Annotated in this window: 25 protein-coding genes and 2 pseudogenes; 10 read left to right on the forward strand and 17 right to left on the reverse strand. The window is 64.0% G+C overall.

The genetic code is table 11. The features are described from left to right. Positions 1 to 15 precede the first annotated feature (15 nt). The 6 genes and pseudogenes from pcaF to NWF24_RS15040 form a co-directional block, all read left to right on the forward strand. The gene (gene pcaF / locus NWF24_RS15015) at positions 16 to 1,221 is read left to right on the forward strand and encodes a 3-oxoadipyl-CoA thiolase (RefSeq protein WP_258354861.1); all 1,206 of its coding nucleotides are present in this window, start codon (positions 16 to 18) and stop codon (positions 1,219 to 1,221) included. Positions 1,222 to 1,249: 28 nt separating this feature from the next. Beyond that, positions 1,250 to 2,380: a Re/Si-specific NAD(P)(+) transhydrogenase subunit alpha gene (locus tag NWF24_RS15020; protein WP_258354862.1), complete on the forward strand. Its 1,131-nt coding sequence runs from the start codon at positions 1,250 to 1,252 to the stop codon at positions 2,378 to 2,380. A 17-nt stretch (positions 2,381 to 2,397) separates the two neighbouring features. Further along, positions 2,398 to 2,760, forward strand: coding sequence for an aspartate 1-decarboxylase (gene panD, locus NWF24_RS15025; RefSeq protein ID WP_258354863.1), 363 nt, complete (start codon positions 2,398 to 2,400; stop codon positions 2,758 to 2,760). Positions 2,761 to 2,808: 48 nt separating this feature from the next. Then, positions 2,809 to 3,141, forward strand: a complete 333-nt coding sequence (locus NWF24_RS15030; protein ID WP_258354864.1) for an NAD(P) transhydrogenase subunit alpha — start codon at positions 2,809 to 2,811, stop codon at positions 3,139 to 3,141. Further along, the gene (locus tag NWF24_RS15035; RefSeq protein WP_258354865.1) at positions 3,138 to 4,637 is read left to right on the forward strand and encodes an NAD(P)(+) transhydrogenase (Re/Si-specific) subunit beta; all 1,500 of its coding nucleotides are present in this window, start codon (positions 3,138 to 3,140) and stop codon (positions 4,635 to 4,637) included. Before NWF24_RS15030 ends, NWF24_RS15035 begins: the two co-directional genes overlap by 4 nt. A gap of 177 nt (positions 4,638 to 4,814) precedes the next feature. Next, a pseudogene (locus NWF24_RS15040) lies at positions 4,815 to 4,937 on the forward strand (aspartate 1-decarboxylase); the annotation flags it as partial. A gap of 118 nt (positions 4,938 to 5,055) precedes the next feature. Here the strand turns inward: NWF24_RS15040 and NWF24_RS15045 are convergent. Further along, positions 5,056 to 5,292: a hypothetical protein gene (locus NWF24_RS15045; RefSeq protein WP_258354866.1), complete on the reverse strand. Its 237-nt coding sequence runs from the start codon at positions 5,290 to 5,292 to the stop codon at positions 5,056 to 5,058. 75 nt (positions 5,293 to 5,367) lie between these two features. Here NWF24_RS15045 and NWF24_RS15050 point away from each other — a divergent pair. After that, positions 5,368 to 6,084: pseudogene (locus NWF24_RS15050) on the forward strand (alpha/beta fold hydrolase); the annotation flags it as partial. Between the two features lie 84 nt (positions 6,085 to 6,168). Here NWF24_RS15050 and NWF24_RS15055 read toward each other — a convergent pair. The 9 genes from NWF24_RS15055 to NWF24_RS15095 form a co-directional block, all read right to left on the reverse strand. After that, entirely contained in the window at positions 6,169 to 7,803 is a 1,635-nt protein-coding gene (locus NWF24_RS15055; protein ID WP_258354867.1) for a TniQ family protein, read from the reverse strand. A 60-nt stretch (positions 7,804 to 7,863) separates the two neighbouring features. Further along, positions 7,864 to 8,868, reverse strand: coding sequence for an ATP-binding protein (locus NWF24_RS15060; protein WP_258354868.1), 1,005 nt, complete (start codon positions 8,866 to 8,868; stop codon positions 7,864 to 7,866). 2 nt (positions 8,869 to 8,870) lie between these two features. Further along, positions 8,871 to 10,853, reverse strand: coding sequence for a hypothetical protein (locus tag NWF24_RS15065; RefSeq protein WP_258354869.1), 1,983 nt, complete (start codon positions 10,851 to 10,853; stop codon positions 8,871 to 8,873). Next, positions 10,846 to 11,544 (reverse strand): hypothetical protein, encoded by a 699-nt coding sequence (locus NWF24_RS15070; protein ID WP_258354870.1) that lies wholly within the window; start codon positions 11,542 to 11,544, stop codon positions 10,846 to 10,848. The genes NWF24_RS15065 and NWF24_RS15070 overlap by 8 nt, the downstream gene beginning before the upstream one ends. A gap of 423 nt (positions 11,545 to 11,967) precedes the next feature. After that, positions 11,968 to 12,192 carry a DNA-binding protein gene (locus tag NWF24_RS15075; protein WP_258354871.1) on the reverse strand — a complete coding sequence of 75 codons (225 nt, stop codon included), beginning with the start codon at positions 12,190 to 12,192 and terminating at the stop codon, positions 11,968 to 11,970. Between the two features lie 666 nt (positions 12,193 to 12,858). Next, the gene (locus NWF24_RS15080; RefSeq protein WP_258354872.1) at positions 12,859 to 14,490 is read right to left on the reverse strand and encodes a hypothetical protein; all 1,632 of its coding nucleotides are present in this window, start codon (positions 14,488 to 14,490) and stop codon (positions 12,859 to 12,861) included. 284 nt (positions 14,491 to 14,774) lie between these two features. Beyond that, complete coding sequence (locus tag NWF24_RS15085; RefSeq protein WP_258354873.1) at positions 14,775 to 15,098, reverse strand: high-potential iron-sulfur protein; 324 nt, start codon at positions 15,096 to 15,098, stop codon at positions 14,775 to 14,777. Then, on the reverse strand, positions 15,095 to 15,253 hold the full coding sequence (locus tag NWF24_RS15090) for a hypothetical protein (RefSeq protein WP_258354874.1): 159 nt from the start codon (positions 15,251 to 15,253) through the stop codon (positions 15,095 to 15,097). Before NWF24_RS15090 ends, NWF24_RS15085 begins: the two co-directional genes overlap by 4 nt. A gap of 147 nt (positions 15,254 to 15,400) precedes the next feature. Beyond that, complete coding sequence (locus NWF24_RS15095) at positions 15,401 to 15,823, reverse strand: universal stress protein (RefSeq protein WP_258354875.1); 423 nt, start codon at positions 15,821 to 15,823, stop codon at positions 15,401 to 15,403. A 194-nt stretch (positions 15,824 to 16,017) separates the two neighbouring features. Between NWF24_RS15095 and NWF24_RS15100 the strand changes: the two genes are divergently transcribed. Continuing rightward, on the forward strand, positions 16,018 to 16,545 hold the full coding sequence (locus tag NWF24_RS15100) for a flavodoxin family protein (RefSeq protein ID WP_258354876.1): 528 nt from the start codon (positions 16,018 to 16,020) through the stop codon (positions 16,543 to 16,545). A gap of 58 nt (positions 16,546 to 16,603) precedes the next feature. On the opposite strand, the gene NWF24_RS15105 is transcribed toward NWF24_RS15100, so the two are convergent. Continuing rightward, positions 16,604 to 17,188, reverse strand: a complete 585-nt coding sequence (locus tag NWF24_RS15105) for a hemerythrin domain-containing protein (protein WP_258354877.1) — start codon at positions 17,186 to 17,188, stop codon at positions 16,604 to 16,606. Between the two features lie 165 nt (positions 17,189 to 17,353). Between NWF24_RS15105 and NWF24_RS15110 the strand changes: the two genes are divergently transcribed. Next, positions 17,354 to 17,860: a universal stress protein gene (locus tag NWF24_RS15110; RefSeq protein ID WP_093060133.1), complete on the forward strand. Its 507-nt coding sequence runs from the start codon at positions 17,354 to 17,356 to the stop codon at positions 17,858 to 17,860. A 4-nt stretch (positions 17,861 to 17,864) separates the two neighbouring features. Here NWF24_RS15110 and NWF24_RS15115 read toward each other — a convergent pair whose 3' ends face one another. The 4 genes from NWF24_RS15115 to NWF24_RS15130 form a co-directional block, all read right to left on the reverse strand. Further along, positions 17,865 to 19,406, reverse strand: a complete 1,542-nt coding sequence (locus NWF24_RS15115; RefSeq protein WP_258354878.1) for a bifunctional aminoglycoside phosphotransferase/ATP-binding protein — start codon at positions 19,404 to 19,406, stop codon at positions 17,865 to 17,867. A gap of 180 nt (positions 19,407 to 19,586) precedes the next feature. Then, a complete protein-coding gene (locus NWF24_RS15120; RefSeq protein ID WP_258354879.1) occupies positions 19,587 to 20,624 on the reverse strand; it encodes a zinc-dependent alcohol dehydrogenase family protein in 1,038 nt (345 codons plus the stop codon). A gap of 81 nt (positions 20,625 to 20,705) precedes the next feature. Next, the gene (locus NWF24_RS15125; RefSeq protein WP_258354880.1) at positions 20,706 to 21,662 is read right to left on the reverse strand and encodes a hypothetical protein; all 957 of its coding nucleotides are present in this window, start codon (positions 21,660 to 21,662) and stop codon (positions 20,706 to 20,708) included. A 39-nt stretch (positions 21,663 to 21,701) separates the two neighbouring features. Continuing rightward, on the reverse strand, positions 21,702 to 22,886 hold the full coding sequence (locus NWF24_RS15130) for a DesA family fatty acid desaturase (protein WP_258354881.1): 1,185 nt from the start codon (positions 22,884 to 22,886) through the stop codon (positions 21,702 to 21,704). Between the two features lie 243 nt (positions 22,887 to 23,129). Here NWF24_RS15130 and NWF24_RS15135 point away from each other — a divergent pair, with 243 nt between their 5' ends. Next, on the forward strand, positions 23,130 to 24,056 hold the full coding sequence (locus NWF24_RS15135) for a histone deacetylase family protein (protein WP_258354882.1): 927 nt from the start codon (positions 23,130 to 23,132) through the stop codon (positions 24,054 to 24,056). A 36-nt stretch (positions 24,057 to 24,092) separates the two neighbouring features. On the opposite strand, the gene NWF24_RS15140 is transcribed toward NWF24_RS15135, so the two are convergent. Continuing rightward, positions 24,093 to 25,820, reverse strand: coding sequence for a cation acetate symporter (locus NWF24_RS15140; protein ID WP_258354883.1), 1,728 nt, complete (start codon positions 25,818 to 25,820; stop codon positions 24,093 to 24,095). Further along, positions 25,817 to 26,137: a DUF485 domain-containing protein gene (locus tag NWF24_RS15145; protein ID WP_258354884.1), complete on the reverse strand. Its 321-nt coding sequence runs from the start codon at positions 26,135 to 26,137 to the stop codon at positions 25,817 to 25,819. The genes NWF24_RS15140 and NWF24_RS15145 overlap by 4 nt, the downstream gene beginning before the upstream one ends. Positions 26,138 to 26,146 lie beyond the last annotated feature (9 nt).

The raw sequence follows: 26,146 nt of genomic DNA on the forward strand, positions 1-26,146 counted from the left end.
GCCGAAATGAAATCCATGACCCTCCACGCCTTCATCTGCGACGCCGTTCGCACCCCCTTCGGCCGCTACGGCGGCTCGCTCAGCAGCGTGCGCACCGACGACCTGGGCGCCGTGCCCCTGCGCGCGCTGATGGAACGCAACAAGAACGTCGACTGGCAGGCCGTGAGCGACGTGCTCTACGGCTGCGCCAACCAGGCCGGCGAAGACAACCGCAACGTCGCGCGCATGTCGGCGCTGCTCGCGGGCCTGCCGCTCGAAATCGGCGGCGGCACCATCAACCGCCTGTGCGGTTCTGGCCTCGATGCCGTGGGCACCGCGGCCCGCGCCATCCGCGCTGGTGAAGCCGGCTTGATGATCGCCGGCGGCGTGGAGAGCATGAGCCGCGCACCCTTCGTCATGCCCAAGGCCGGGAGCGCCTTCAGCCGCAACAACGCGGTGTACGACACCACCATCGGCTGGCGCTTCGTCAACAAGCTCATGAAGGCGCAGTACGGCGTCGACTCGATGCCCGAGACGGCAGAGAACGTCGCCACTGACTACAAGATCGAGCGCGAAGCGCAAGACCTGATGGCGCTCAACTCGCAGCTGCGCGCCGTGGCCTCGCAGAAGTCCGGCTTCTTCGACGCCGAGATCGTGCCCGTGAGCGTGCCCCAGAAAAAGGGCGACGCCATCATCGTCAACAAGGACGAGCACCCGCGCGAAACCAGCCTCGAATCCCTCGCCAAGCTCAAGGGCGTCGTGCGCCCCGACGGCACCGTCACCGCAGGCAATGCCAGCGGCGTGAACGACGGCGCCTGCGCGCTGCTGCTGGCCGACGAAGCCAGTGCCGCCAGGCATGGCCTCACGCCCCGCGCCCGCGTGGTCGGCATGGCCACCGCCGGCGTCGCGCCGCGCATCATGGGCATCGGCCCGGCGCCCGCCACGCAGAAGGTGCTGGCGCTCACCGGCCTCACCATCGACCAGATCGACGTCATCGAACTCAACGAGGCCTTCGCCGCGCAAGGCCTCGCCGTGCTGCGCCTGCTGGGCCTGAAGGACGACGACGCGCGCGTGAACATCAACGGCGGCGCCATCGCGCTCGGCCACCCGCTCGGCGCCAGCGGCGCACGCCTGGCCACCACCGCTGTGAACCAGCTGCACAAGGGCGGCGGCCGCTACGCGCTGTGCACCATGTGCATCGGCGTGGGTCAAGGCATTGCGATCGTCCTCGAACGCGTGTAATCAATATCAAAAAAACGGAGAAGAATCCATGCTGATAGGCGTGCCTGCCGAAACCGCGGCTGGCGAAACCCGAGTGGCCGTGACACCTGAAACGGTGAAGAAACTGGTCGCTTCCGGGCACATCGTTCGTGTTCAGTCGGGAGCCGGCGTTGCAGCCAGCGTCACCGATGCGGCTTACCAGACCGCCGGCGCGGAAATCACGGACCAGGCGGGTGCGTTGTCCGCCGACATGGTGCTCAAGGTGCGCACGCCCAGCGATGCCGAGGCCTCGCTGATGAAGCCCGGCGCCGTCGTCATCGGCATGCTCAACCCGTTCGATGCCGCGGGCCTGCAGCGCCTGGCATCGGCCGGCGTGACCGGCTTTGCGCTCGAAGCGGCCCCCCGCACCACCCGTGCCCAGAGCATGGACGTGCTCTCCTCGCAGGCCAACATCGCCGGCTACAAGGCCGTGATGATCGCGGCCGACCGCTACCAGCGCTTCTTTCCCATGCTCATGACGGCAGCCGGCACCGTGAAGGCCGCACGCGTCGTCATCCTGGGCGTCGGCGTGGCCGGCCTGCAGGCGATCGCCACGGCCAAGCGCCTGGGCGCCGTCATCGAAGCCTCCGACGTTCGCCCGAGCGTCAAGGAGCAGATCGAATCGCTCGGCGGCAAGTTCATCGAGGTCTCCTACGACACCGATGAAGAAAAGGAAGCCGCCGTCGGTGTCGGCGGCTACGCCAAGCCAATGCCTCCGAGCTGGCTCGCGCGCCAGCAGATCGAGGTCGCCAAGCGCGTGGCGCTGGCCGACATCGTCATCAGCACCGCGCTCATTCCCGGCCGCGCCGCGCCCACGCTCATCACCGAGGACATGGTCAAGTCCATGAAGCCCGGCTCGGTGATCGTCGACATCGCCGCCGGCAAGGGTCCGGATGGCGTGGGTGGTAACTGCCCCCTCTCGGAAGCCGACAAGACGGTCGTGAAGCACGGCGTGACCATCGTCGGCGAAACCAACCTCGCGGCGCTCGTGGCGGCCGATGCATCGGCGCTCTATGCACGCAACGTGCTCGACTTTCTGAAGCTCATCGTCACGAAGGAAGGTGCGCTCAAGATCGACCTCGAGGACGACATCGTCGCCGCCTGCCGCATGACGCAAGACGGCCAGGTCACGCGCAAGTAAGAGCAGGCTGCCGTTCCATGAATCGCACCATGCTCCGCGCGAAGCTGCATCGCGCCACCGTGACTGAAGCCGACCTGCACTACGAAGGCTCGTGCGGCATCGACGAAGACCTGCTCGACGCGGCCGCTATGCGCGAGTACGAAAAGATCGAGCTGTACAACGTCAACAACGGCGAGCGCTTTTCGACCTACATCATCAAGGCGGCGCGCGGATCGGGCGCCATCTCGCTCAACGGCGCGGCGGCGCGCAAGGCTCATGTGGGCGACCTGCTCATCATCTGTACCTACGCCCCCATGACCGAAGCCGAAGCCGCGGACTACAAGCCCAAGGTGGTGCTGCTTGGCGATGCCAACCGCATCAAGGAAGTCAAGAAGCTCTGACAGAGCCCTGGACAAGAGACCGAGACCGAACGAGGAGAACACAACACCATGGAAATCGCTTCACACACCGTCATCAACCTGACCATCTTCGTGCTGGCCATCTACGTGGGCTACCACGTGGTCTGGACCGTCACCCCCGCGCTGCACACGCCGCTGATGGCCGTGACCAATGCGATCTCGGCGATCGTGATCGTGGGCGCCATGCTGGCGGCCGCGCTCACCACCACGCCGCTGGGCAAGACCATGGGCGTGCTCGCGGTGGCCCTGGCCGCGGTGAACGTCTTCGGCGGCTTCCTCGTCACTCGGCGGATGCTGGAGATGTTCAAGAAGAAAGAGAAAAAGACAGCCGCTCCCAAGGCTGAAGAGGGAGCTTCCAAGTGAGCATGAACCTCGTCACGCTGCTGTACCTGGTTGCCAGCGTCTGCTTCATTCAGGCCCTGAAAGGCCTGTCGCATCCCACCACCTCGATCCGCGGCAACATCTTCGGCATGACCGGCATGGCGATCGCCGTGCTGACGACCATCGCGCTGATCCACGGACAGGCGCGCTCGCTCAACGTCGATTTCGGCACGGGCCTCGCCTGGGTGCTGGCGGCCGTGGTGGTCGGCGGGGGCCTGGGGGCCTTCATGGCCAACAAGGTCGAGATGACCAAGATGCCCGAACTGGTCGCCTTCATGCACAGCATGATCGGCCTGGCCGCGGTCTTCATCGGGGTCGCTGCCGTGGCCGAGCCCTGGGCCTTCGGCATTACCGCCGCACCCGTGGCCGCACTGATCGGCGCGCAGACGCCAGACGGTGCCGTCATCCTCGACGGCTTCGTGCGCTACGCCATTCCCGCCGGCAACCGGCTCGAACTGTTCCTGGGTGCGGCCATCGGCGCCATCACCTTCAGCGGCTCGGTCATCGCCTTCGGCAAGCTCTCGGGCAAGTACAAGTTCCGCCTGTTCCAGGGCGCGCCGGTGCAGTTCTCGGGCCAGCACGTGCTCAACCTCGTGCTGGGTCTCCTGACCATCGCACTGGGCCTCGTGTTCGTCTTCACCGAAAGCTGGCCGGCGTTCTTCGCGATGCTGGCGCTGGCCTTCGTGATGGGCGTGCTCATCATCATCCCGATCGGCGGGGCCGACATGCCGGTGGTGGTGTCGATGCTCAACAGCTACTCGGGTTGGGCGGCCGCGGGCATCGGCTTCAGCCTGAACAACGCGATGCTGATCGTGGCCGGTTCGCTGGTGGGCTCCTCGGGCGCGATCCTGAGCTACATCATGTGCAAGGCGATGAACCGCTCGTTCTTCAACGTGATCCTGGGCGGCTTCGGCGGCGAGGCGTCCACGGACAGCGGCGCGGCCAAGGAACAGCGCCCGGTGAAGACCGGCAGCGCCGACGATGCGGCCTTCGTGCTCGGCAATGCCGAGACGGTGGTGATCGTGCCGGGCTACGGCCTGGCCGTGGCACGCGCGCAGCATGCGGTGAAGGAGCTCGCCGCCAAGCTCACCGAGAAGGGCATCACCGTCAAGTACGCGATCCATCCGGTGGCGGGCCGCATGCCCGGCCACATGAACGTGCTGCTGGCCGAGGCCGAAGTGCCCTACGACCAGGTGTTCGAAATGGAAGACATCAACGGTGAGTTCGGCCAAGTCGACGTGGCGATCATCCTGGGCGCCAACGACGTGGTGAACCCCGCCGCGCACACCAAGGGCAGCCCGATCTACGGCATGCCCATCCTGGAAGCCTACAAGGCCAAGACGGTGATCGTGAACAAGCGCTCCATGGCCGCGGGCTATGCGGGCCTGGACAACGAACTCTTCTACATGGACAAGACCATGATGGTTTTTGGGGATGCGAAGAAAGTGGTCGAGGACATGAGCAAGGCCGTGGAGTAAGCACGCTGAGCCTGCCGAGCTGATCGTGCGCTCCGCCGAGCACGCCGCGAAAGCCGAGGGCTATTTCAGCCGCGACTATCCAGTGCTCGCCGCATCGGCGGCATCGACCATCTTGAAGCCGCACGTTGATCGAGATCGCTCGTTTCATTCCTCTGCATAGAAAGAAGAGTCTTCACCATGTTCCGCACCCTGCTCAAGTCCAAGATCCACCGCGTCGCAGTCACCGATTGCGAACTGCACTACGAAGGGTCCTGTGCCATCGACCAGGACTTGCTCGATGCCGCCGAACTGGCCGAGAACGGTATCCGTCCGGCGAAGTCATTTTGACGCCGGACGAAGGTAAGCGCACGGCGAAGTCGTCTTGAACGGGAAGGCCCCACGCCCAATAGGCAACCTCGACCGAACAACGATTTGGCGCCTAGTAGCCCTCTTTCTGCCACTTGTTCGACAGCGAGGCGAGAGCGGCGATGACGTAACTGGCGAACACGGCGGCGCCGCATGGCGCTGGAGACTGCTCTTGTAGCTTTGTTCCGATCAGCAAGCGGCAGCTGCTGCGCGGACAGGACCATCGCCTCGCCAAGCAGTTCGACCATCCGGGGTGATTGGCTTGGTGGAAGGCCTTCATGTCGGGGTTCTCCGCATAGAACAGCGCCATGCCTGTTGGATTCCGCCGCTCTTTGACCCTAGATTTCCATCGAATACTGACCCACCCGCTTTGTGAGCCCGAAGGCGCGGCTATGGCACGACGCAATTCATTTCCAGCGAAACGCCCCGCAACGGTCAACAAGCGGTGCTCGCCGTTGACATCATCGCGTTGATGGATGCGCTGGAGATCCAACAAGCCACTGTCGGCGGTTGCGATTGGGGCGCTCGGACGGCCTGCATCCTTGCAGCCTTGTGGCCGGAGCGCGTCAAGGCCCTTGTCTCCGTCAGCGGCTATTTAATTGGTAACAGGGAGTCGGGCAAGGTTCCATTGCCACCGAAAGCCGAACTGCAGTGGTGGTACCAGTACTACTTCGCCACTGAGCGCGGCCGCGCCGGCTACGAGAAAAACCGACACGACTTCTCGAAGCTGATCTGGCAGATTGCCTCTCCCAAATGGGCTTTCGACGACGCCACATTCGACCGCAGCGCTGCTGCTCTGGAGAATCCCAACCACGTCGCCGTAGTGATCCACAATTACCGCTGGCGGCTCGGCTTGGCCGAAGGTGAATCGAAGTACGACGACTTGGAAAGCCGGCTCGTCAAAGCCCCGATCATCACCGTTCCCACGATCACTTTCGAAGGCGATGCCAACGGCGCACCGCATCCGGAGGCGAGCGCTTATGCCGGGAAGTTCTCGGGCAGATACGAACATCGCATGGTCAACGGCGGGATCGGGCACAACCTACCTCAGGAAGCGCCTCAGGCTTTCGCCGCCGCCGTGGCGGAACTCGCCCGCCTCTGACTTGAGCTGGTGTCCAAGGATGCGCGCTGGGCCACTCTCCTTGCCCGCATTTCCGCAGCACGCCCATCCACTTGTGGCCCCGGCTCACGTCTTTCGAAACAATCCATCCCTGCTCCGGACGGCTCGCGCCAAGCCGGCTCTGTCCTGTGCAAGGAGTTCCGAGAACACTCGCCAGTTGGACGACGCGTGAGTTGGATAACGACCTACGAGTGCCCCCCAATCTGGAAATGGAGGGTTGGCCGGCGCCAAGTAGCAACACTTCGTCTCGCCGCTACTGCTATCAAGCACCACGACGGCCAGATCTAAATCGCTCACGATGGTCTCTAGTGCAGGGACTATGAGCTGCGGCTGTGCACCCTTACACTCGGCCCTGAAGAAGGCCCATTCGACGGCGAGCAGATATCGCGCGAAATTCTCATTTACGTCTCCTGCCGGAAACATTGTGGCAGAGCCGCCATGGACTCGAGGCTGGAACCGCCACTCTGGTGACGCGAGGATGTTTACCGGGCCACAGGCTGCATGGACCCAGTCCACACGGTCGCTGTACCGGCGCCTTGAGCCCGGTTCCATGTAGACCCGGCCGCACAGGAAATGCGGCCTGAGCATGCGCGTAAGCAAGTCAAAAGTGACTAGGCGAGGACACACCCCGGCATCACGCAGATGGTAGGCCGCGTACAGCGCGCTTTCTGGATTGTTAAGCCTCGACGTGTACGATCCTCCAGCGCGGATGTGCACAACCAAGGCCTCTAGACAAGCCTCATGGCCGCGAGACAATCGTGCGATCAGGGCCTGAAGGAGAAATCGTTGCGCATGGTGGGCACTCTGCTGCCAATCAGCGAGCACCTGCGCCAGTTGCGCCCAGAAATCCGGCGCCCGTCTCCCCCGCTCGACCCGTACCGAACCCTGGCAGATCAGTGCTTGACCATGGATGCGATTGAGCAGGTGATCGGGGGTTCCGGCCAAGACTGTGACTGCAGAGCAAACGAGTGCTGTAGGCGTGTGCGCGCGTCCGTTGAGCAGCACGTCGTGCGAATGGCCGCTAGCAGCATCGCCCGCAATGTCTTGCACGACAGTGAACGGCGTCGACTGGGTTCTCGCTGCCCCTTCGCAGTTCGACGGCTCGAAGACCGCGGCAAGCGCCCTTCCTGCGGAGCGCAGGCGGCGATCGCTCAACGTAGCAAAAATGCCTTCGTATTTGTGCGGCTGTCGAACATAGTTCGTGAATCGAGGTTGCCATGTGGAGTAAAGCTCCTTCACCAGCGACGACGAAGGCGTGAGGCTTGGCATGTACGAGCAAGCCACCAGTTGGCTCTCGTGGTGGACGAAGCAACGCTCCATCCAGGGCAGGTTGTGAATCCACGAGTGATAAAACTCTGTGACGCACCGAGGGCAGCACTTTGGCCTGCGCAACAGCCGCCACCCTTTCGCATCGGGGGCCGACACGAAATGGCTCCGCATGACAAACAGTTCGACACGCTCCCACCAGTCCGGATAGTCGACGGTGCGCACGCGAGATAGCGGTTCGTGCAGCAGCCGCGCCAGTTGCCGCACACTGCAGGCGTACACCACGGATTCGTAGCGAAGCGCCGTCACGCGATTGAAGACGGCGAGCTTCGCCGCGATGGCTTCGCCCGACTCGAAGCTGCGCAGGGCCCCCCTGGGCCAGGTCGTGTTCAAAGAGGCCGGGGCGGAGCCCGACGCTGGCAACGTGGTGGTCATGGGGTGATCATCGGACGCACCGCATCGGCGCGAACACGCCAGGTCAGAGCCGCAATCAGCTCAACCATACCGTTCCTCAGCCTTGCGCTCGATGTTCGTGCTGCGGATGAAATCGATGAAACCGCACGCACTGATCGCGTGTTCAAGGAGTTGCGCGTCGGTGAAGCCCGGCTCCTCGTTGGTGGCCAGGCCAGTGAGAAAATGCAGGACCGCGGCGGTGACGTAGTGCATCGGCAGGATCAGGTTGTCCGTGAGATCCCCCTGCGGGTACACCTCGTCAGCCTTGGCCGAAAATCCCTCCCACATCGCGCTCGCATAGGAGGCGAGCGAAAAGTCCGCCCGCACGCTCGGATCCACGAAATGCGAGACCAGGCGTTGTCCCTTGGCCTTCGGGTACACGACGTCCGAGAACTCCTGCAGACACTCAGCGAGTTGCTCCCGCGACTTCAGGCCGTTGATCTCGAACACCACACTCATGAAGCGCCCCACGAGCTGCGTCATGCCGCGGGCAACATATTTCTCCCGGGCCTGCGCAAGTTCCTGCGGGCCCGAGAACAGGAAGAAGATCCGGATGTTGCTCTCCACTGACTCATTGGCGATGTTGAGCAGCCACTCCCAATGCTGGTCATGCAGGAACTGCGCCTCGTCGAAGTACAGCACCACGGTCTTCAGCGGACTCGTTCGCGCCCTGGCCGCAAGGAAATCGTTCAGCCGATTGCGCTTTGTGCCCGCGGTCCCATCCTTCCAGTCGCGGTGACGCACGCAGCGCAAGATATGCTCGAAGAAGGCGCGTTCGCGCGCATCGATCTGCTTCCTCACCGGGATCTCGTAGATCGGAAGGAAGATGGCCAGCGCCTTCTTGATGGCCTTGAGCGCCCAGCGCGCCGCGCAGGTCTTGCCATGTCGCGTCGGCCCGACGATGAACCCACCCGACAGGCCCACCTGCATCCAGGTAAGAAGGCTCGCGAAGCACAGGCCGGTCTGGGCGGTTTTGATCTGGAAGGCACTCCCGTTCATGATGGGTGCCGTGATCTTCATGAGCTGCGTGAAACGTTGTGGATCCATGATCAGAGACTCCGGAGGTTCTTGAGGAGACCGCTGACGAACGCCTGGCTGGCGTGTGTCATGTCGCCGGTCCTCGGTGTGACGACGCCGCGACCGGGCGTTGCGGAGCTGTCCGCGGCGGGCGAGTTGGCATCGACCGCGCAAGGGACTGGCAAAGGTGGCGAAGACATCGGCGCTGGCACCGGTGCTGCCGCCGGCGTTTGAGGCGTTGGGGACGTCGGGGCCGATCCCGTCCGACAGTCGGGTGTGCCGCCAGCGTGCGAGGGGTTCGCAGCACCCTTGCTCCGCGACAGGCCATGGGCAATCACAGCCTTCTTGCGCTGCTGTACCGCGCCTCCACCCTCGTCCTTGCTGGCAATGTGCGCGAGCAGCGCCATCGTGATGTCGCTACCCTGCGTGAGCAGGTGGCGCATCCGGGGATCCTTGCGCAACCACTGGCGTACTTGCAGTTCCACAGGATGCGCGCGCCAGCGCCGCTCAACCAGCAGCAGCCCGATTTCCTCCCCTGTGTCCTCACAGGTCACATGGATCTCCCTCGGATCCTGCGAGTTGGCCCGGATCACCACGGGCGTGCCACGCTTGACCCGTGGCAACCCCTCGCCGTAGTAGCGCACGCCCTTCCATCGAACGACGGGATTGGCACCATCACGTGCGACCTTGGCACTGTCGACCAAGTCGTAGCGCTCGAGCGCTGCACGCTCGGCCATGGGAATGCGCCGGCTCATAGTGGTGCCGGCAGCGACCATGTCACGCAAGGTCTCCATCCGCGTGCGCGATGAGCCGGGCGCGCGCGAGTTGTTGTACGCCGCCAGCAGTGCATCCACCGCATGGTTCAGCACGTCCGCAGAAATCCTTCCGATGGTCTTCCAATCCAGAATCCCCGCTCGCTCCAGGATCGAGAAACACCCCTCGATCTGCGGGCGATCGCGCGGACTAGCGATGGGCCCGAACACGGGAACGGCGCGGTAGTTGCGCTCGATGGTGGCCAGGGTCATCTCGTTGAACTGTGACTTAGCGTTGTCCATGAGCAACTCGTCGAAGCACATGAAAGCCAGTTCCTCATGCATCGAGGGGAACCCGTCTCCTGAGGCGTACCGGATCTGCGAATCGGAGGTCCGGGGTTTCCACGGCAGCATGCAATGACGCAGCGCCGACAGCACCGCACCGCTTGGGTAGTTTTGGCCGAACGCCAAGGCATAGCCCAGGCAGGCGGTGCTGGCCTGCTCGATGACGGCGATGATCCAGATGCGCTTGACAGGAATGCGTACGACCGAGCCCGGCTCGCGCCCTTCGTACTCGATCTCGAGCTCGACATCCATCCAGTAGCCGTCGAGCTCGCTTCTCATGAAGGCGCCGTAGAAGTCGGTACCTTTTTTGGCCAACTGCGCGCGCAGATACGCCTCTTGCGCCTGTTGGCCGAGGGTGCTGGCTGCTTCGAGCACCTGGCGGTAGCGCCGCAGCGCGCAACGCCCTTCGCCGCCCGTGTTGAATGGGTAGTTCGGCGCAGACAGCCCTGCGCCTAGGCATGCGTTCCTGAACGCGTTGAACAGTGTTGCAAACGAAACGTGGTCGAGGGGGGTTTCGAGACCGACCTGTTTTTTACTGATGATCAGGTCGTCAATGATTTTCCTGATAGTTGGAAAACTCTTGAGCAAAAGCGTGAATGCGCCCGGCACGGGCTTTTTGGCAGACAGCTTTTTGATGTCATTTTTCCTTGGCTTGTCCAGGTGCAGGTTTTTGTGCAAGCCGCGATGGCCGTACATTCGACCGTTCATGTCGCGGCTGATGGCGCGATTGATCATTCGGTATAACTCAGGCCTGCTGATGCCGCACTCCTTCGCCGCCTGGGTGGCCGGCAACCCCTGCGAATACCGAATGATGGCGCTCCGGCGCGAGTCATAACGCTTGCCGATATCGCCTTCAAGTTTGAGTTGCGCCGCGTCGGGCCATTCAGCGACGTCCTGCGCGCACAGATCCTTATGCATGAAAGATGTCCTGCCGCGAGATTTCGGACAACACATCAAGACGACGTGTCATGTCCAAGAACACTTTCTTGTCTGAGATCAAATGCGCAAGCGCTGTCTTGACGTATTCCGCATCGAATGCATCGAGTTTTTGAAGGATGTCCCAGATGCACAATTTCCTGACGGTGCCAAGCTCCCGCAGAATCAATTTCTCGATTTCCGCATTCGCGACCACCTGCGGCGCGCAGAGGTATCTCAGCAACGCGTGCTTGTTGGCGCGATCCAGGCGCCCCAGATCCGCGAGGTCTTTCCAGAATGCGATGCTCGCACCCAGGGCCCTCCAGTCCTGCGACCGGCTGATGCGCTCCGCGATGGCAGGGCGGCCTTTGCTGCCGAGGTCCGACTCCTCGAAATGGAGCGTCAGATGATCCGCGTTGTCCAGCGATACCGCAGCCATCGGGATGCTGATCGGATCGTCTTCTCCCGCACCATCGACGAGTGGGAACACGGGCGGCTCTAAGTTGAAGGACGCCACCGTGGGATCGAACTCCAGTTCGAGCCACAGGGCAAAGCGCGAGTCGCCGAACGCGTAAACACGGCGCCTCATCTTGCGCGAGTACACGGGCCGCACAGTGGTGTAGGGCTGCCTTCGCGCCGGCGGAGGCGCTTTGAAGAGCTTTTCGCGCAGGGCGACGGCGGCGAGGGCCTTCATGGCAACACACTCGCTTGTTGGCCCATAGGCGACCGCCACTGTCGATCCTGGCGTTCGGCCTCGCTTACCAGTGCGCACGCAAGCTTGGTAGACCTTGCGCGCGCGGACCGGCCGTCCCGAAGTGCATTCGGAAGCTTCATTGTTCGCTCCTGCGTACGGCAACCCGCCGTCTTGACAGCAGTCGGGAAAAGTCGACAATGGAGCGGTCTTACTGCTCTTTTGTCTGTATAGCGTTCAGTGGCCAGGTTTCACTGGTCGTCCTCTTTTGCATCTGAACTTTCAAGCCCGTGTCCCCTTTGGCGAGGAGACACGGGCTTTGTCTTTGGGCCGTCGACGGCTAGTGTGGCAACCGGGGGCGGTGCCGCACTACAGAGAATTGCAGGAAAACGGCGGGCGCTACATGCGAGAGGCCCTGTCGATTTCCTAGCTCTTTTTCACGGCGACATCGGCATCGCCTGTGAACTTCATACCAAGCGCTACCGCAGCCTCGTGCGAGCGACCGCGCAGGCCTCGCGTCCTGCCAGAGATCAGTGCGTAGACGATTTCGGGCTCGAACCCATGTTCCTCGGCCCAGGCGACCACCGTGATTCCGTTTCGGCGAAACCAGGCGGCCACTTGCTCGGCGGTGCGGATTTCATCAATTGGCATCGTGCGTTTTTATACGACTTCTTGTAATTCGGCAAATTTCGGTCGACGAGCCGGTGCCCTGAAAGATGTCGATCTTCCCTTCATCTTTCCTCATTTTTACTTCGCAATTAAGTCAATCCTTCTTTGATTAATTAATTTGCGAAAAAGCACTTTTGCGAAAAATATGAATTTGGCACGAAATTCTCGGCTTATTCACCTGAAGATCAAAAATCTCGAAGCGAGAACTGCCGATACAAGGGTGCTTGTGGGTAAGACTTTCAACTCCGCGCGGATGTCACAACCGTGCTTCTTGTCGGCATTCATCCGGCAGACTCATAGCGGCATTGAAGGCAGCCTTCTTGTCTTCGAAACGTCGAAACGAGTTGACCAGAGGTTCGCAACTCATTTGAATTTTCGAGTTCTGCGTCAGCGGTTCCCATGACACCCGGATCTTTGGACGCCACGCCTCTGGAGCGCGTTGCAATGGCTGGTCAGTCCACAGACGCTGGCCAACACCCGCGTCTCCTACGAAAGCGCGATGCGGTGTCGGAGCTACGGGCCCGCGGGTCGCTGTCTGATGAGCTGGGCATCATTCACCGCGAAGTCAACTGATTGATGGACGTGTAGTTGCGTCGAATTCGTGCATGGCTTGTCGATGTTGGAAGGCATGGATTGGAGAAAACGACGTCACACCCGCAGCGAGTTGGTCAACAGTTCCGCACTACGCCAGATGGACGAGAGCTGCGCTAAATCGAGCTCGTCAAGCGCGCGCAGGGCTGCTTCCTCATGCGACGGCTGGAGTTGGCTCAGGGCGGCCCAATCGGGCGGGAGCGGACCGTCGGGCCCGAGATAGGACGATTGGGTCTCGCCGTTTTCATGCCTGGAAACAATGACCGCCAGCCGCATGTCCCTGACGACACTACTCAGCGCGGCTTGCAGGGACAAACTGCCCCAGTTGTTCTCGATGCGAAAAATCGCCCACTCCAGAGCACGCAGATGATGCGCGAAGTCGTCGACCGCCGGACCTTGCGGCACGGGAACTTCCTCTGTGCATCGATAGCGTTGCCATTCGGGAATGTCGAGAATGCTCGGCGTATTCGAAGTCGCCTGCGCAGCGTCATGAACTTCAGGTCCCTCAGGGATTGGAGGCGCCTTAGGGTCCCCGAAGGCAATCTCGTCGGATGGAGGAAGCTGGGTTTGTAGATCCAGATCCGTCAGCCGGCGCAAGAAATAGGGGTGAAGGAGCTGCGCGAGAAGGTCGAGCGTAACAAGCCGGGGACACACGCCTTGATGGCGCACTCGGTAGGCAAGGTAGCTGGGCTCGCCTTTGTTATTCAGACTGGCGACGTCATGATCGCCTCGCTCGTGCCGCACTGCCAGGGCTCGCAGGCAGCCTTCGTGGCCCAGAGACAACCGGGCGACGAGGCTGTGCAGCAATGTGCGCTGTTCGGTCAGCACAGCCGCCGACAGCACCTGGGCGAGGTGATCCCAGAATTCGGGCGGCTCGTCTCCTCTGCCGAATCGTGCGGATCCTTGCCAAGCAAACTTTTGAGTCTCGTGCCTGTTGAGGGCGTGCTCTGAGGTCTGGCGCACGACACTGACGATGCCGCGCACCAGCGCGCCATGCGTCGGAGCATCGCCGTGAATGACCGTCAGACCCTGGTTGATGCAGCTCGCGCGAACCTCACAAAGGCCGCTCTTGCGGGTTCCAGAATCACAGCCAGCAGTGCCAAAGAGTGCCCCGAGACTCCTAGCTCGGTGCATCAATTGGCGATTGCTCAGATCGGCAAACGCCTGATCAAAATCCCCCGGCTCGCGCAGGAACCGGCCGAACCGGGGCAGCCATGCGGCATGGAGCACGGCCACCAATGCGAGTTCAGGGGTCCTGGAGTGGCGCACCGATACCGGGGCAAGGGGCGCATCCGTGTGTACAAAACAGTACCGGACCCAGGACAAGTTGTGAATCCACGAGTGGTAGAAGTGGTCCATGCATCGGGCGCAGTACTTCAAACCGGATGACTCGTCGTATGCCCAAGGCTTGCGGGGATCAAAGCGCTCGGGCGGCACAGTACTGCGAGCAACGATAGCTTCGAGCCGCACAAGCCATAGCGGTTGCTCGGTCACGCTGAGCACTCGCTCACGCGGTTCACGCAGCAGCCGCACGAGCGCTACGGTGTCGCACTCGCGCACCAGTTGCTCGTAGTGCAGCGCACGCACCCGATTGAACAGAGCCAGCTTGGCTGCCACTGACTGCCGCGACTCGAACGCTCTCAGCGTACCGACCGGCCAGGTGCTGACGAGGAAATGTGAGCCGGGCACGGCAGGTAGGTAATCATGCAATGGGCGAATTCAGCAAAGCGTGCTTCCGCAGCACGATACGCGCCCTGAAGTCCGCTGTTCGAGCTGCAGCGGAAAAAATGGCTTACGGATGGAGAGCAATGCTTTGCTGCCCGCCCGGCCGCGCGAGTCTTGAAAATATGCTCACGCTCGCGCGAGTCTCGACAATTTGGTGACTGATTCGCGCGAGTCTTTAAATTGTTGGCACAAAAGTGAGCTTTCAATAAACCGATGACACCGGATAAAACCCATGAAAAATCAACCACTTACCTCCGAAGAGATGTTAGGTGAATCATGTCAACGCAGGTGCACCAGCCCTTGGCACTGACCTGCTTTCCAGCAAACAGTGCGCAGTTACCTTGCGCGTCCGTCGGCTTGGACTGCCAGAGCGCGCAACCGCTGCATAACTGGGCGTTGTCGTGCTTGGGAAATTTCTTCGCGTCGGCCTTCGACGAATCGGCTACGTAGCCCAGAGCCGCGGCCTGCGGATCCTTTTCTTCAAGCCGGGCCTGCGCGAACGAGTTGGGGGCGGAAACGGCAGCGCCCGTCGCGGCAAGCGTGAGCATGAAAGTGCGGCGGCTGGAGTTCATCGTGAGTCTTTCGTTGTGTGGGAGACGGAAATCAGGTTGCCCGACGCAGAGTTGCGCTCGCTCAGACCCGCAAGCACGAGAACACCCGTGGCCAGGAGCGTGGCGATGCAGAACCCCAGGATTTGCAGGGTTCCGCTCAATGTGGTGTTGTTCATGGGACGACCTCGTTATGGGTGATCGGCATTGCCTGCGATCATTCTTGGGCGAGCGGCCGCGCGCGGCCTTGCGCAGGATCAATCTCACGGCGTCCGTGCGGTGGCATCGCCCGCGCTCACGCCCCGTGCCAGGGTTGTGGCACTCATTCAACGCACCAGCAAGACCGGCACCGTGCACGCAGCCAGCACCTTGGTGGCAACCGACCCCAGCACCAGGTTGGTCAAGGTGCCATGGCCCCGCGAACCCATCACCACGAGATCGAACTGCCCCTTCTGCGCGAACGAAGCGATCTCATCGGCGGGATGGCCGATGCGGTGCTCGAAGCGGGCTTCGATGCCGCTCCTGGCCAGCAAGGCGCGCACAGGCTCGAGAACCACCTGCGCATCGTCTTCGTAGTACCCGTGCACGATGTCCGGCCCTGCGAAGGCCGCGGCTCGGTGCGGCACCGGCAGCACCGCATGGAAGACCGTGAAGGCGTGGCCCGCATTCGCCCATTCCTTGTGCGTGGTCAGGTAGGACAGCATGCGATTCGTGTAGTCGCTGCCATCGACGGCAAGCAGGATTTTCATGATGGTTCCTTCGGCGGAGACGTTCCCCGGTGCAAGGATGGTCCTCGCGCACCCGGCGCCTCGCCTTGCGCCAAATCAAGAAATCCGATGGCTCGCGGCGCGCCGGCACGACACCGCCGGTTCTTGATGCAGCGCAAATCCGTATCCCTCGACGCTGCCTACATTGACTGTCCATGAACGCAGCAGAGGCAAGCATGAACAACGTCCTGGTGATCGTCTATTCCTACACGGGCACTTCCCGCCGGGTCGCGGAGCTCCTGTGCAGCCAGCAGAACTGGCAACTCGCGAGCATCACCGAGGTGCGCCCTCGCAGCGGCGCCCTCGGCAGCTTGCGTTGCGTGCTCGATTCGTTCTTCCGGCGACAGCCCACCATTCACTACGACGGTCCGCCGCCCGGCGACTTCGATGCCGTGGTGCTGGTGTCGCCGATCTGGATGCTGCAGCTCGCCGGCCCCATGCGCAGCTTCGTCGCGCGCCAACGCTATCGGCTGCCCGACGTCGCCGTGCTCTCGGTCATGGGTGGCCAGGGGGCACCGAACGCGGCAGCAGAAATCGGCGACTTCATGGGACGCGCGCCGATCCTGAACTCTTCGGTCACGATGCGCGAGGTCGATGACGGCAGCTGTGCAGCGCGTCTTCAGGCCTTCGGCACTGCCGTCAGAAGCGCGGAGGATTCGAGAGACGTGGTGTGCCCGATCACGCTGTCGCCGCAATCGATCTGAGGGGCGGAATCCAATTGATGACCGCCCTTCTCTTTCCCATCGGCCTGCGGCTACCGGCTCAGAGCGCCGGCCCCAGGCCGATGGGTGCGGGAACGATATTCACGATGCGCGTGAAGAGCGCGTTGTATTCGAGGTCGGGCACGTGTCCGGTCATCGGGTCACGGTTCTGCGCGAAGGCCTCGTCCAGGTCGCGCCAGTCGTTCTCGGTCAGCACGCGCTCGGCCAGCGGCAGGATCTCGCGCTCCTCCAGCGCCATGTGGCTCAAATAGAAGTCGACATACTCGCCGACCGTTTTCTCGAATTCTTCGCGCCGCGACTCGCCCAGCATCTCGAACGCGAGCAAGGCGTGCTCGACGTTGCGGATCCTGCGTTCGCCCTTGGCATGGTCGCCGTCGAGCTTGTCGAGCAGATCCCGCGAGATCGGCGTTCTGGCGCGCAGCTTGGGAAACAGCAGTTCGGTTTCCTTGCGGTGGTGGCGCTTCTCCGGAAACTCGTCCACGTAGAAAAGCATGGCTCGCAGCGTCGCGAAATCGGGCAAGGCGCCCTTCTTGCGGTGTTGCTCGAGCAGCATGACGATGGAACGGAGCACGGCGGCGAGCGCGGCGTGCTCCTGGCGAATGATGCGAACGGTGGCGTGGGTCATGAGGGTTGTCCTGTGCATGCCTCAAGGGTGGCGCTTTCGTTCGCGCACGGGTTTGTTCCAGATCAAGTCCCGGCCAGTCGCGGCTTCGCGCTTGATCAATGTCAAGCCGTGCGGAGCGCCCGTGCGGATACTGGACCGATCCATTCAACAAACCGGAGTCGTGCCATGTACCAGCGAATTCTTGTTCCCATTGACGGCAGTTCCACATCCAGCCATGGCCTGGCCGAAGCCATCAAGCTGGCAAAGCTCACGGGCGGACGCCTGCGCCTGGCGCACGTCATCGACGAGCTGTCCTTCGCGCTGGCCATGGATGCCTACGCGGGCCATGCAGGCAACTGGCTCGAAGAGCTGCGCGGCAACGCCACGAAGCTGCTCCAAGCCGCGCGGGCCACGGCTGCGGGAGCAGGCGTCGAAGCCGACACAGTGCTGCTCGACAGCTTCAAGGGCACCGTGCACGACCAGGTCATTGCCGAGGCGGAAGCATCGAAGGCCGAGCTGATCGTGATCGGCACTCACGGCCGTCGAGGAATCGGCCGCTGGGTCATGGGCAGCAGCGCGGAGCACATCCTGCGCCTGTCGCCCGTGCCGGTGCTGCTGGTGCGTGCGCCCGAAAGCGCGAAGACCGAACACGAGCGTTTCACGCTGCCGAGCGGGACGCTCGCCAGCCAGTGAGGGTTCAGCGGTTCGCGGTCGTGGCGCGCCATCGCGCTGCGACCAGCGCGATGTCTACGGTGTCTTCCGTGGAGACCTCGATGGCCAGCGCGCGCTCGTCGGCCGCCAGCGGGTCTTGCCATTCAAACTGACGCTCCAGCACCGCGAGGCTGGCTTCCGAGGCGTCCGTGCCTGCCGCGTCGCGCTCGGCCACGCGGCGGCGCAGCGTGGCCGGGGTTGCGCGGCAATCCAGGATCGTGAAAGGCACGCGGAGCTCGGTTGCCAGGGCTTGGAAGCTGCGTCGCTCGGCGCCGCGCAGGAAGGCCGCGTCCACGATCACCGGATAGCCCGCCAGCAGCGCATCGCGGGCGCAGGCGCGCAGTCTCTCGAAAGTCTGCCGGGTTGCCTGCGCGCCGTAGATGTCGAGCCCAAGGGCGGCGGAACGCGCCAGCGGATCGAGGCCATACAGGCGCTTGCGCTCCACGTCCGATCGCACGCGGACAGCGCCCGCGGCGCACAACAGTTGCAAGGCGACGCTGGATTTTCCTGAGCCCGACAAGCCGTGCGTGATCATCAGGCGGGCGCCCTCCTCCTCCTGCTGCGTCGTCAGCCGCGTCGCGCAGGCCAGGTAGTCGGGCCGGGCCTCGCCATCCGGAGGCCTTGGACCCAGCCCCGTGGCCATGGCCCGCACCAGCGCCCGGTAGACCTCGTAGAAGCGCCACACCTGCAGGCCTGGGTAGTCACCGCTGTGCTGCATCCAGGCATCCAGGAAGCGGAATGCGAGGTCGCCCCGGCCGTGGGCCTTCAGGTCCATGGTGAGGAATGCAAGGTCGCTCATCACGTCGATCCAGCGCAGTGCCGGGTCGAACTCGATGCAGTCGAAAGGCATGAGCGCACCGTCGACCAGGACCACGTTGGCCATGTGCAGGTCGCCGTGGCATTCACGTATCGAGCCGCCCTGTTGGCGGGCGATCCATGCCATGCGCAGCACCTGGCCCTGCTTCCGAACCCACGTATCCAGTGCTGCAAGGGTGGCGAGGCGGCTGTCGTCGCCCTGCGCCCGCAACGCGGCCAGCACATCCGTAGCTGCTCGAACGATCGAGTCGGGACTGCCGAAGTCTGACACCGGCGTCGCTTGCTCCGCAGCCGCGTGCAAGGCGGCCAGCCGCTGCGCGAAGCCGTCGAGCAGCGCGGGCTGCAGCCGGTCTTCCACCAGCAGATTGCGCAGCAGCGACGAATCGGGGAAACGCAGCATGCGCACCACGTGGTCGATCACCGTGCCGGCGCCACCGATGCGCGGCGACTCGCGCGTGCCGCAGACCGGTGCCACGTCGATGTAGAGCGAAGGAGCAAAGCGTCGGTTGAGGCGCAGCTCCTCCTCGCAGAAGTGCTTTCGGGCCTCGACGCTGCCAAAGTCCAGGAACGGCAGGCGCACCGGCTTCTTGAGCTTGAAGGCCTGCGTCTGCGTCAGCAGCACCCAGGAAATGTGCGTCTCGACCAAGGCCACGGGTTGCCCGGTCTCCCGCTGGAGTTGCTCTCGCAGTGCGTTGACCAGTGTGGTGTGCATATGGCTTATTTGCGACTCAGCGACATCAAAAAATGGCGAGAAGGCGCCAAGGACCCCTGCCGCCTCAGTGCGCCATCAAGACCGGTACCGTCATCTGCTCGAGTATCTGCCGCGTCACGCCGCCCAGAATGCGCTCGCGCAGGCGCATTGCGGATTGCGTCGCGCGGTCATGGGCGCTCCCTACGCTTCGATGATCACCTTCAGCGCATGCGTCTCGGCTGCGCGCCCGAAGGTGTCGTAGGCATCCAGCACCTGGTCCAGCGTGAAGCGGTGCGTGATCAGCAGGGCCGGGTCCACCTTGTGGGACTGCACCGTCTTCAGCAGCATCGGCGTCGACACGGTGTCGACCAGCCGCGTGGTGATCGCGATGTTCTGCGACCACAGCCGCTCCAGGTGAAGCTCGGCCGGGTGCCCATGAACGCCGATGTTCGCGATGGTGCCGCCGGGCGCCACGATGTCCTGGCACAGCACGAAGGTGGCCGGTATGCCGACCGCCTCGATCGACACGTCGACGCCGCGCCCGCCTGTCAGCGCGAGCACCGCCTCGGCCGCCTTGCCGTCGGTGCTGTTGATCGTGTGCGTCGCGCCGAAGCGGCGTGCAACCTCCAGCCGGCCGTCGTCCAGATCGATCAGGATGATCTGCGACGGCGAATAGAACTGGGCCGTGAGCAGCGTGGCCAGGCCGATCGGCCCGGCGCCCACGATGGCCACCGTGCTGCCGGGCGCGACCTTGCCGTTGAGCACGCCGCACTCGAAGCCGGTCGGCAGGATGTCGCTGAGCATCACCAGCGCCTCTTCGTCCGCACCCGGCGGAACGGGATACAGGCTGGTGTCCGCATGCGGAATGCGCACGTACTCGGCCTGCGTGCCGTCGATGGTGTTGCCGAGAATCCAGCCGCCGGTGGCGCAATGCGAATACATGCCGCGGCGGCAGTTCTCGCACTTGCCGCACGACGAGATGCACGAGATCAGCACATGGTCGCCCGCCCTGAAGGCCGTGACGCCGGCTCCGACGCTCTCGACCACGCCCACGCCCTCGTGCCCGAGGATGCGGCCCGGCGTGCAGGTCGGTACATCGCCCTTGAGGATGTGCAGGTCGGTGCCGCAGATGGTCGTCTTGAGTATCTTGACGATGGCGTCGCCCGGCGCCTGGATCTCCGGCTTGGAATGGTCTTCGAGCGATTTGAGGCCGGGGCCCCGGTATACGAGTGCTTTCATGCCGCAACGTTATGCGTCCCTGCCCGCCCTCCCTTTGAGATAGCGCAAGGATTCCTCGCGTCTGCGACGTCATTCGGCGCGCTAACTCCAGGACGCCCCGGCGAAAGCCTCGACAAAGCGCGACAAGTCACCGCGCGGCAATCGGTCGATGCCCGCCGCGCGCGAGCGGCCGGCGCCGCCGAAGCGGCTGCACAGCGCATGGGCGCCGCGCGGAAGTGCCAGCGGCGCACGCACGCTGACGACATAGCCGTCGCCCTGCACCTTCAGCACCGCGTGCGCACAGCCGGGCTCGCCGTTTGCCAGCTCGTTGGCGAGACAGCCCTGCACGCGCCGGCTCCACGGCGCATCGGGCAGCACGCGCACGCTGCCCTGTGGCCCCTGCCACAGCACGGCGGCGTCGGCACCCAGCCGCAGGTCGCTGTGGCGCATTGCATCGATCTCGTCGACGACGCTCTCGTGCGCCAGCATGTCGCGCGGGTCCGGATAGCGCGCCATCAGCGGAAACAGCAGGCGGGGTGCGATGCGCACGTCGTGCTCGAACTCGCCGTAGGCGTTGTAGTTGATCAGCACGCCCAGCCGGCGCAGCCCGGCGCAGTCGCCGGGCTCGAAGCCGCCTTCGAGCGCCAGCCGGTCGGCCACTGCGCCCAGGTTGTCGCCATAGATGCCGACCAGCGCCCAGGCGCGATACGCTCCGCCCAGGTGGCGGTCGACCAGCAGGCTGGTGCAGGCCGCGCTCTCCTCGTCGATGTGTGCCTCGAGCATCGGATGCACCGGCACATCGCCGGCAACGTGATGGTCGAAGTAGCGCACACGCACGCCGTCGTCGAGCAGGCGCAGCAGGTCGCCGCGATTGCGCTGCATCGAGATGTCGAACACGTTGACTTCGTCGCCGGCTTGTCCCTGAACGCGGCCGAGCAGCGCGATGTCGCGCTTGAGCCCCGTCACGAGTTCGGCCGGCCCGGGCTCGTGCAGCCGCCACTGCACGACGGCGCAGAGGCCGTCGGCATCGCCGTTGCAGACATCGAATCGCCAAACCATTACGCAAGCCTCAATCGCATCTTCTCGGCGCAGGGCCGTTCAGGCGTAGGAACGCAGGCGGCGGGAAAAGTCCGCCAGCGGTGCGATGCCGCTCGCCTCGGCGCGCTGGCACCAGTCCTGCAACTGCCTGGCAAGCTGCTCGCCGGTGGCGGCGGAACGGCTCCACAGGGCGGTCAACTCCCCGCGCATGGAATACATAGTAGTCAGTGCCTGCGATGCATTCAACGCCTGTATCACCTGCTGGTACCGCGACGGGCCGAGCAGGCCCTGGTCCTTGCCCAGCAATGGCTTCACAGCCTTGAGGGCACGCGCGGCTTCGGGCGACATGCGGCGCAGGCGACCGAGCTCCACTGCGCAGGCCTTCTTCAGCGAGCGCGTGTAGTTCGACAGCACGTCGTAGTGGCAGCGGATGACTGCCTGCACCGTGGCGAGATCGACATTCGCCTTGGGCGCAACGAGGCGCGGCGTGGGTGCCACGTGCTTTACCGTCGCCAGGCCCAGGGCCTGCAGCGTGCGGATGTAGAGCCAGCCGATGTCGAACTCGAACCACTTGCTCGAGAGCTTGGCCGAGCTGGGAAAGGCGTGGTGGTTGTTGTGCAGCTCTTCCCCGCCGATCAGGATGCCGATCGGCGAGATGTTCGTGCTGGCGTCACGGGCGGGCCAGTTGCGGTAGCCCCAGTAGTGGCCGATGCCGTTGACCACGCCGGCCGCCCAGAACGGGATCCACGCGATCTGCGTGAGCAGGACCAGGCCGCCAGGCACCACGCCGAAGACTGCCATGTCCACGATGCCCATCAGCACGATGCCGAGGATCTTGTGCTTCGAGTAGAGATTGCGCTCCAGCCAGTCGTCGGGCGTGCCGTGGCCGTAGCGCTCGAGGGTTTCCGCATGCCCCGCTTCGCGCACGTAGAGGAACACGCCGCCCCACAGCACCCTGTTGAGCCCGTACACCTGCGGGCTGTGCGGATCTTCGGGTGTTTCGCACTTGGCGTGGTGCTTGCGGTGCACCGCTGCCCACTCCTTCGTCACCATGCCGGTGGTCAGCCACAGCCAGAAGCGGAAGAAATGGCTCACCGCCGGGTGCAGCTCGAGAGCGCGATGCGCCTGGTGGCGGTGCAGGAAGATGGTGACCGAAGCGATGGTGACGTGCGTGAGCGCCAGCGCGGCCAGCACAGCGCCCCACCATGGAAGATCGAGAAGACCGGAATAAAGAAGGGATTGCATTCGTACCTCGTGAACAGTGCGGGCGATTCTGCGGACCGCACCACCCACAGCCTTTGATGCACGTCAACACCGTGCCGGCATTCCAGCCGTAGCGAATGCGGCGCTTGTCGTCCGCTTGCTTGATCCAGCGCAACAGCGGCACGCGCCTGTTTGCCTAGAGTGAAGCTTCCCCAACCCACTTCGGGGTCGCATCTGGCAGCGAGCCTTCCGCGCGTACCGCCCCCGGGACTCCGAAGGACTCGCATGCTCAGCGCCTACATCACCCACCCCGACTGCGCGCGCCATGACATGGGCGCGGGCCACCCGGAATGCTCCGAGCGGTCTTCCTCCATTCATGACCGGCTGCTGATCGCGGGCCTGCTCGACTACATGGCGCCGTACGATGCGCCCCTTGCCACGCGCACCCAGCTGGCGCGCGCACACACGATGTCGTACGTGCGCGAACTCATTGCCGCCGCTCCCACCGAAGGCCTCCACTTCGTCGACCCCGACACCCTCATGAACCCGCACACCGTGCAGGCCGCGTTGCGAGCGGCCGGTGCCGCGGTGCTGGCAACCGACCTGGTGCTGGCGGGCAAGGCGTCCACGGCTTTCTGCAACGTACGTCCGCCCGGCCACCATGCGGTGCGCGAAGCGGCCATGGGTTTTTGCTTCTTCAACAATGTGGCAGTGGGTATCCGGCATGCGCTGCACGTGCACGGCCTGCAGCGCGTGGCCCTGATCGACTTCGACGTGCACCACGGCAACGGCAGCGTCGACATCTTCCGCGGCGACGATCGCGTGCTCATGTGCTCCATCTTCGAGAAGGGCATCTACCCCTTCTCGGGCGAAGACGACAACGGCTCGCACATGGTGAATATTGGCTTGCCCGCGCGTTCGGGCAGCGATGCGTTCCGCGCGGCCGTCACCGGGCGCTGGCTGCCCGCGCTCGAAGCCTTCGCGCCGCAGCTCGTCTACATCTGCGCGGGCTTCGACGGGCATCGGGAGGACGACATGGGCAACCTCGGCCTGGTGGAGCGCGACTACGCCTGGGTCACGCGGCAGATCATGGATGTGGCGCAGCGCCATTGCCATGGGCGCGTCATCTCTTGCCTTGAGGGCGGCTATGCGCTCAGTGCCCTCGCCCGCAGCGCCGCTGCGCATGTCAAGGTGCTGATAGGCGCTGACTGACCACGGCGCCGGGCCGTGGTCAGCGTGCAGGCTCGTTCAGTGCCCGCTCGCGCCGTGTGCGCCGATGCCCGTTTCGGAACGCACCTGCTGGGCGAGGAAGCCGCCGCGGTCCACCTGGGAGCGCGCGCTGCGGTCCAGCACCGAGAACAGCCAGATGCCCGCGAACGCGATGCTCATCGAGAACAGGCACGGCGAGGTGTACGGGAACGGTGCCGACCCCGCCGGGTAGCCGAAGGTGGCCTCCCAGACCGAAGGCGACACCACCGTCAGCGCCACCGAAGAGACCAGCCCGAGGAAGCCGCCGATCACCGCGCCGCGCGTGGTGCAGCCCTTCCAGAGCACCGACATGAAGAGCACCGGGAAGTTGGCCGAGGCCGCGATGGCGAAGGCCAGCGACACCATGAAGGCGATGTTCTGCTTCTCGAACACGATGCCCAGCAGCACAGCCAGCGCACCGAGCGCCAGCGTGGTGATCTTGGACACCCGCAGCTCGGCCGCGCTGCCGGCGTCGCCCTTCTTGATGACGGTGGCATACAGGTCGTGCGACACGGCCGACGCTCCCGACAGCGTGAGGCCCGCCACCACCGCGAGGATGGTCGCGAAGGCCACCGCCGAGATGAAGCCCAGGAACACGTTGCCGCCCACCGCATTGGCCAGGTGGATCGCCGCCATGTTGCCGCCGCCCTTGAGCACGCCCTTGGCATCGAGGAAGTCGGGGTTGGTCAGCACGAAGGTGATGGCCCCAAAGCCGATGATGAAGGTCAGCAGGTAGAAGTAGCCGATCCAGCCCGTGGCCCACATGACCGATTTGCGCGCCTCCTTGGCGCTGGGCACGGTGAAGAAGCGCATCAGGATGTGCGGCAGGCCGGCCGTGCCGAACATGAGCGCCATGCCGAAGGAGATGGCCGAGATCGGGTCCTTCACGAAGTTGCCCGGGCCCATGATCGACTGCCCGATGCTCGCTGCCACCTGGGCGGTCTTGCCGTCCTTGAGCGCCAGGTCGGTCTTGACCTTCACCGCACCGGCAAACATCGCCTCCGGGCTGAAGCCGAAGTGCCACAGCACCGACACCGCCATGAAGCTCGCGCCGCCCAGCAGCAGGCCGGCCTTGATGATCTGCACCCAGGTGGTGGCCGTCATGCCGCCGAAGAGCACGTACACCATCATGAGCGAGCCCACGATAACCACCGCGATCCAGTACTCCAGGCCGAACAGCAGCTTGATGAGCTGCCCCGCCCCCACCATCTGCGCGATCAGGTAGAACGCCACCACCACCAGCGTGCCCGAGGCCGCGAAGATGCGCACCGGGGTCTGCTTGAAGCGGAAGGCCGCCACGTCGGCGAAGGTGAACTTGCCGAGGTTGCGCAGCCGCTCGGCCATCAGGAAGGTGATGACAGGCCAGCCCACCAGGAAGCCGATCGAGTAGATCAAACCGTCATAGCCGGTGGCCATCACCGCGGCTGAAATGCCGAGGAACGACGCTGCCGACATGTAGTCGCCGGCAATGGCAAGCCCGTTCTGGAAGCCCGTGATGCCTCCGCCGGCCGTGTAGAAATCGGATGCCGATCGGGTGCGCGCCGCGGCCCACTTGGTGATGAAGAGCGTTCCCACCACGAACAGAGCGAACATGCCGATGGCGGTCCAGTTGGTGGGCTGTCGCTGCAGCTGGCCCAGGTCGGCGCCAGCCGCAAGAGCGCCCGCCGAGACCGCGCCCAGCGCAAGAAGGACGGCGGCGGACCGCACGCGCAGGAGATGTGTGTTCATGGCTTGGCCACCTTCTGCACGGCCTTGACCACGGCGTCCGACAGGGTGTCGAACTCCGCGTTCGCACGGCGCACGTAGTAGCCGGTGATGGCCACGGTGAAGATGATCACGCCGAAGCCGATCGGCATGCCAAGGGTCATGACGCCTTCGCCCATGCGTCGCGCCAGGAACTCCTTGTCGAAGGCCACCAGCAGCACGAAGCCGTAGTAGGCGGCGAGCATCAGCACCGCCAGCGTCCAGCCGAAGCGGTCGCGCCGGCGCTTGAGTTGCTTGTACTGCGGATTCGCGGCAATGCGCGCGACCAGATCGTCTTCCATGGAGTCTCC

It is taken from the genome of Variovorax paradoxus, from assembly GCF_024734665.1.
GTDB lineage: Bacteria > Pseudomonadota > Gammaproteobacteria > Burkholderiales > Burkholderiaceae_C > Variovorax.

Excerpts from the sequence above, each read along its gene's own strand:
- pcaF (WP_258354861.1), top strand. The coding sequence starts at position 16 with ATGACCCTCCACGCCTTCATCTGCGACGCCGTTCGCACCCCCTTCGGC.
- NWF24_RS15020 (WP_258354862.1), top strand. The coding sequence starts at position 1,250 with ATGCTGATAGGCGTGCCTGCCGAAACCGCGGCTGGCGAAACCCGAGTG.
- panD (WP_258354863.1), top strand. The coding sequence starts at position 2,398 with ATGAATCGCACCATGCTCCGCGCGAAGCTGCATCGCGCCACCGTGACT.
- NWF24_RS15030 (WP_258354864.1), top strand. The coding sequence starts at position 2,809 with ATGGAAATCGCTTCACACACCGTCATCAACCTGACCATCTTCGTGCTG.
- NWF24_RS15045 (WP_258354866.1), bottom strand. The coding sequence starts at position 5,292 with ATGGCGCTGTTCTATGCGGAGAACCCCGACATGAAGGCCTTCCACCAA.
- NWF24_RS15055 (WP_258354867.1), bottom strand. The coding sequence starts at position 7,803 with ATGACCACCACGTTGCCAGCGTCGGGCTCCGCCCCGGCCTCTTTGAAC.
- NWF24_RS15060 (WP_258354868.1), bottom strand. The coding sequence starts at position 8,868 with ATGGATCCACAACGTTTCACGCAGCTCATGAAGATCACGGCACCCATC.
- NWF24_RS15065 (WP_258354869.1), bottom strand. The coding sequence starts at position 10,853 with ATGCATAAGGATCTGTGCGCGCAGGACGTCGCTGAATGGCCCGACGCG.
- NWF24_RS15070 (WP_258354870.1), bottom strand. The coding sequence starts at position 11,544 with ATGAAGGCCCTCGCCGCCGTCGCCCTGCGCGAAAAGCTCTTCAAAGCG.
- NWF24_RS15075 (WP_258354871.1), bottom strand. The coding sequence starts at position 12,192 with ATGCCAATTGATGAAATCCGCACCGCCGAGCAAGTGGCCGCCTGGTTT.
- NWF24_RS15085 (WP_258354873.1), bottom strand. The coding sequence starts at position 15,098 with ATGAACTCCAGCCGCCGCACTTTCATGCTCACGCTTGCCGCGACGGGC.
- NWF24_RS15090 (WP_258354874.1), bottom strand. The coding sequence starts at position 15,253 with ATGAACAACACCACATTGAGCGGAACCCTGCAAATCCTGGGGTTCTGC.
- NWF24_RS15095 (WP_258354875.1), bottom strand. The coding sequence starts at position 15,823 with ATGAAAATCCTGCTTGCCGTCGATGGCAGCGACTACACGAATCGCATG.
- NWF24_RS15100 (WP_258354876.1), top strand. The coding sequence starts at position 16,018 with ATGAACAACGTCCTGGTGATCGTCTATTCCTACACGGGCACTTCCCGC.
- NWF24_RS15105 (WP_258354877.1), bottom strand. The coding sequence starts at position 17,188 with ATGACCCACGCCACCGTTCGCATCATTCGCCAGGAGCACGCCGCGCTC.
- NWF24_RS15110 (WP_093060133.1), top strand. The coding sequence starts at position 17,354 with ATGTACCAGCGAATTCTTGTTCCCATTGACGGCAGTTCCACATCCAGC.
- NWF24_RS15115 (WP_258354878.1), bottom strand. The coding sequence starts at position 19,406 with ATGCACACCACACTGGTCAACGCACTGCGAGAGCAACTCCAGCGGGAG.
- NWF24_RS15120 (WP_258354879.1), bottom strand. The coding sequence starts at position 20,624 with ATGAAAGCACTCGTATACCGGGGCCCCGGCCTCAAATCGCTCGAAGAC.
- NWF24_RS15125 (WP_258354880.1), bottom strand. The coding sequence starts at position 21,662 with ATGGTTTGGCGATTCGATGTCTGCAACGGCGATGCCGACGGCCTCTGC.
- NWF24_RS15130 (WP_258354881.1), bottom strand. The coding sequence starts at position 22,886 with ATGCAATCCCTTCTTTATTCCGGTCTTCTCGATCTTCCATGGTGGGGC.
- NWF24_RS15135 (WP_258354882.1), top strand. The coding sequence starts at position 23,130 with ATGCTCAGCGCCTACATCACCCACCCCGACTGCGCGCGCCATGACATG.
- NWF24_RS15140 (WP_258354883.1), bottom strand. The coding sequence starts at position 25,820 with ATGAACACACATCTCCTGCGCGTGCGGTCCGCCGCCGTCCTTCTTGCG.
- NWF24_RS15145 (WP_258354884.1), bottom strand. The coding sequence starts at position 26,137 with ATGGAAGACGATCTGGTCGCGCGCATTGCCGCGAATCCGCAGTACAAG.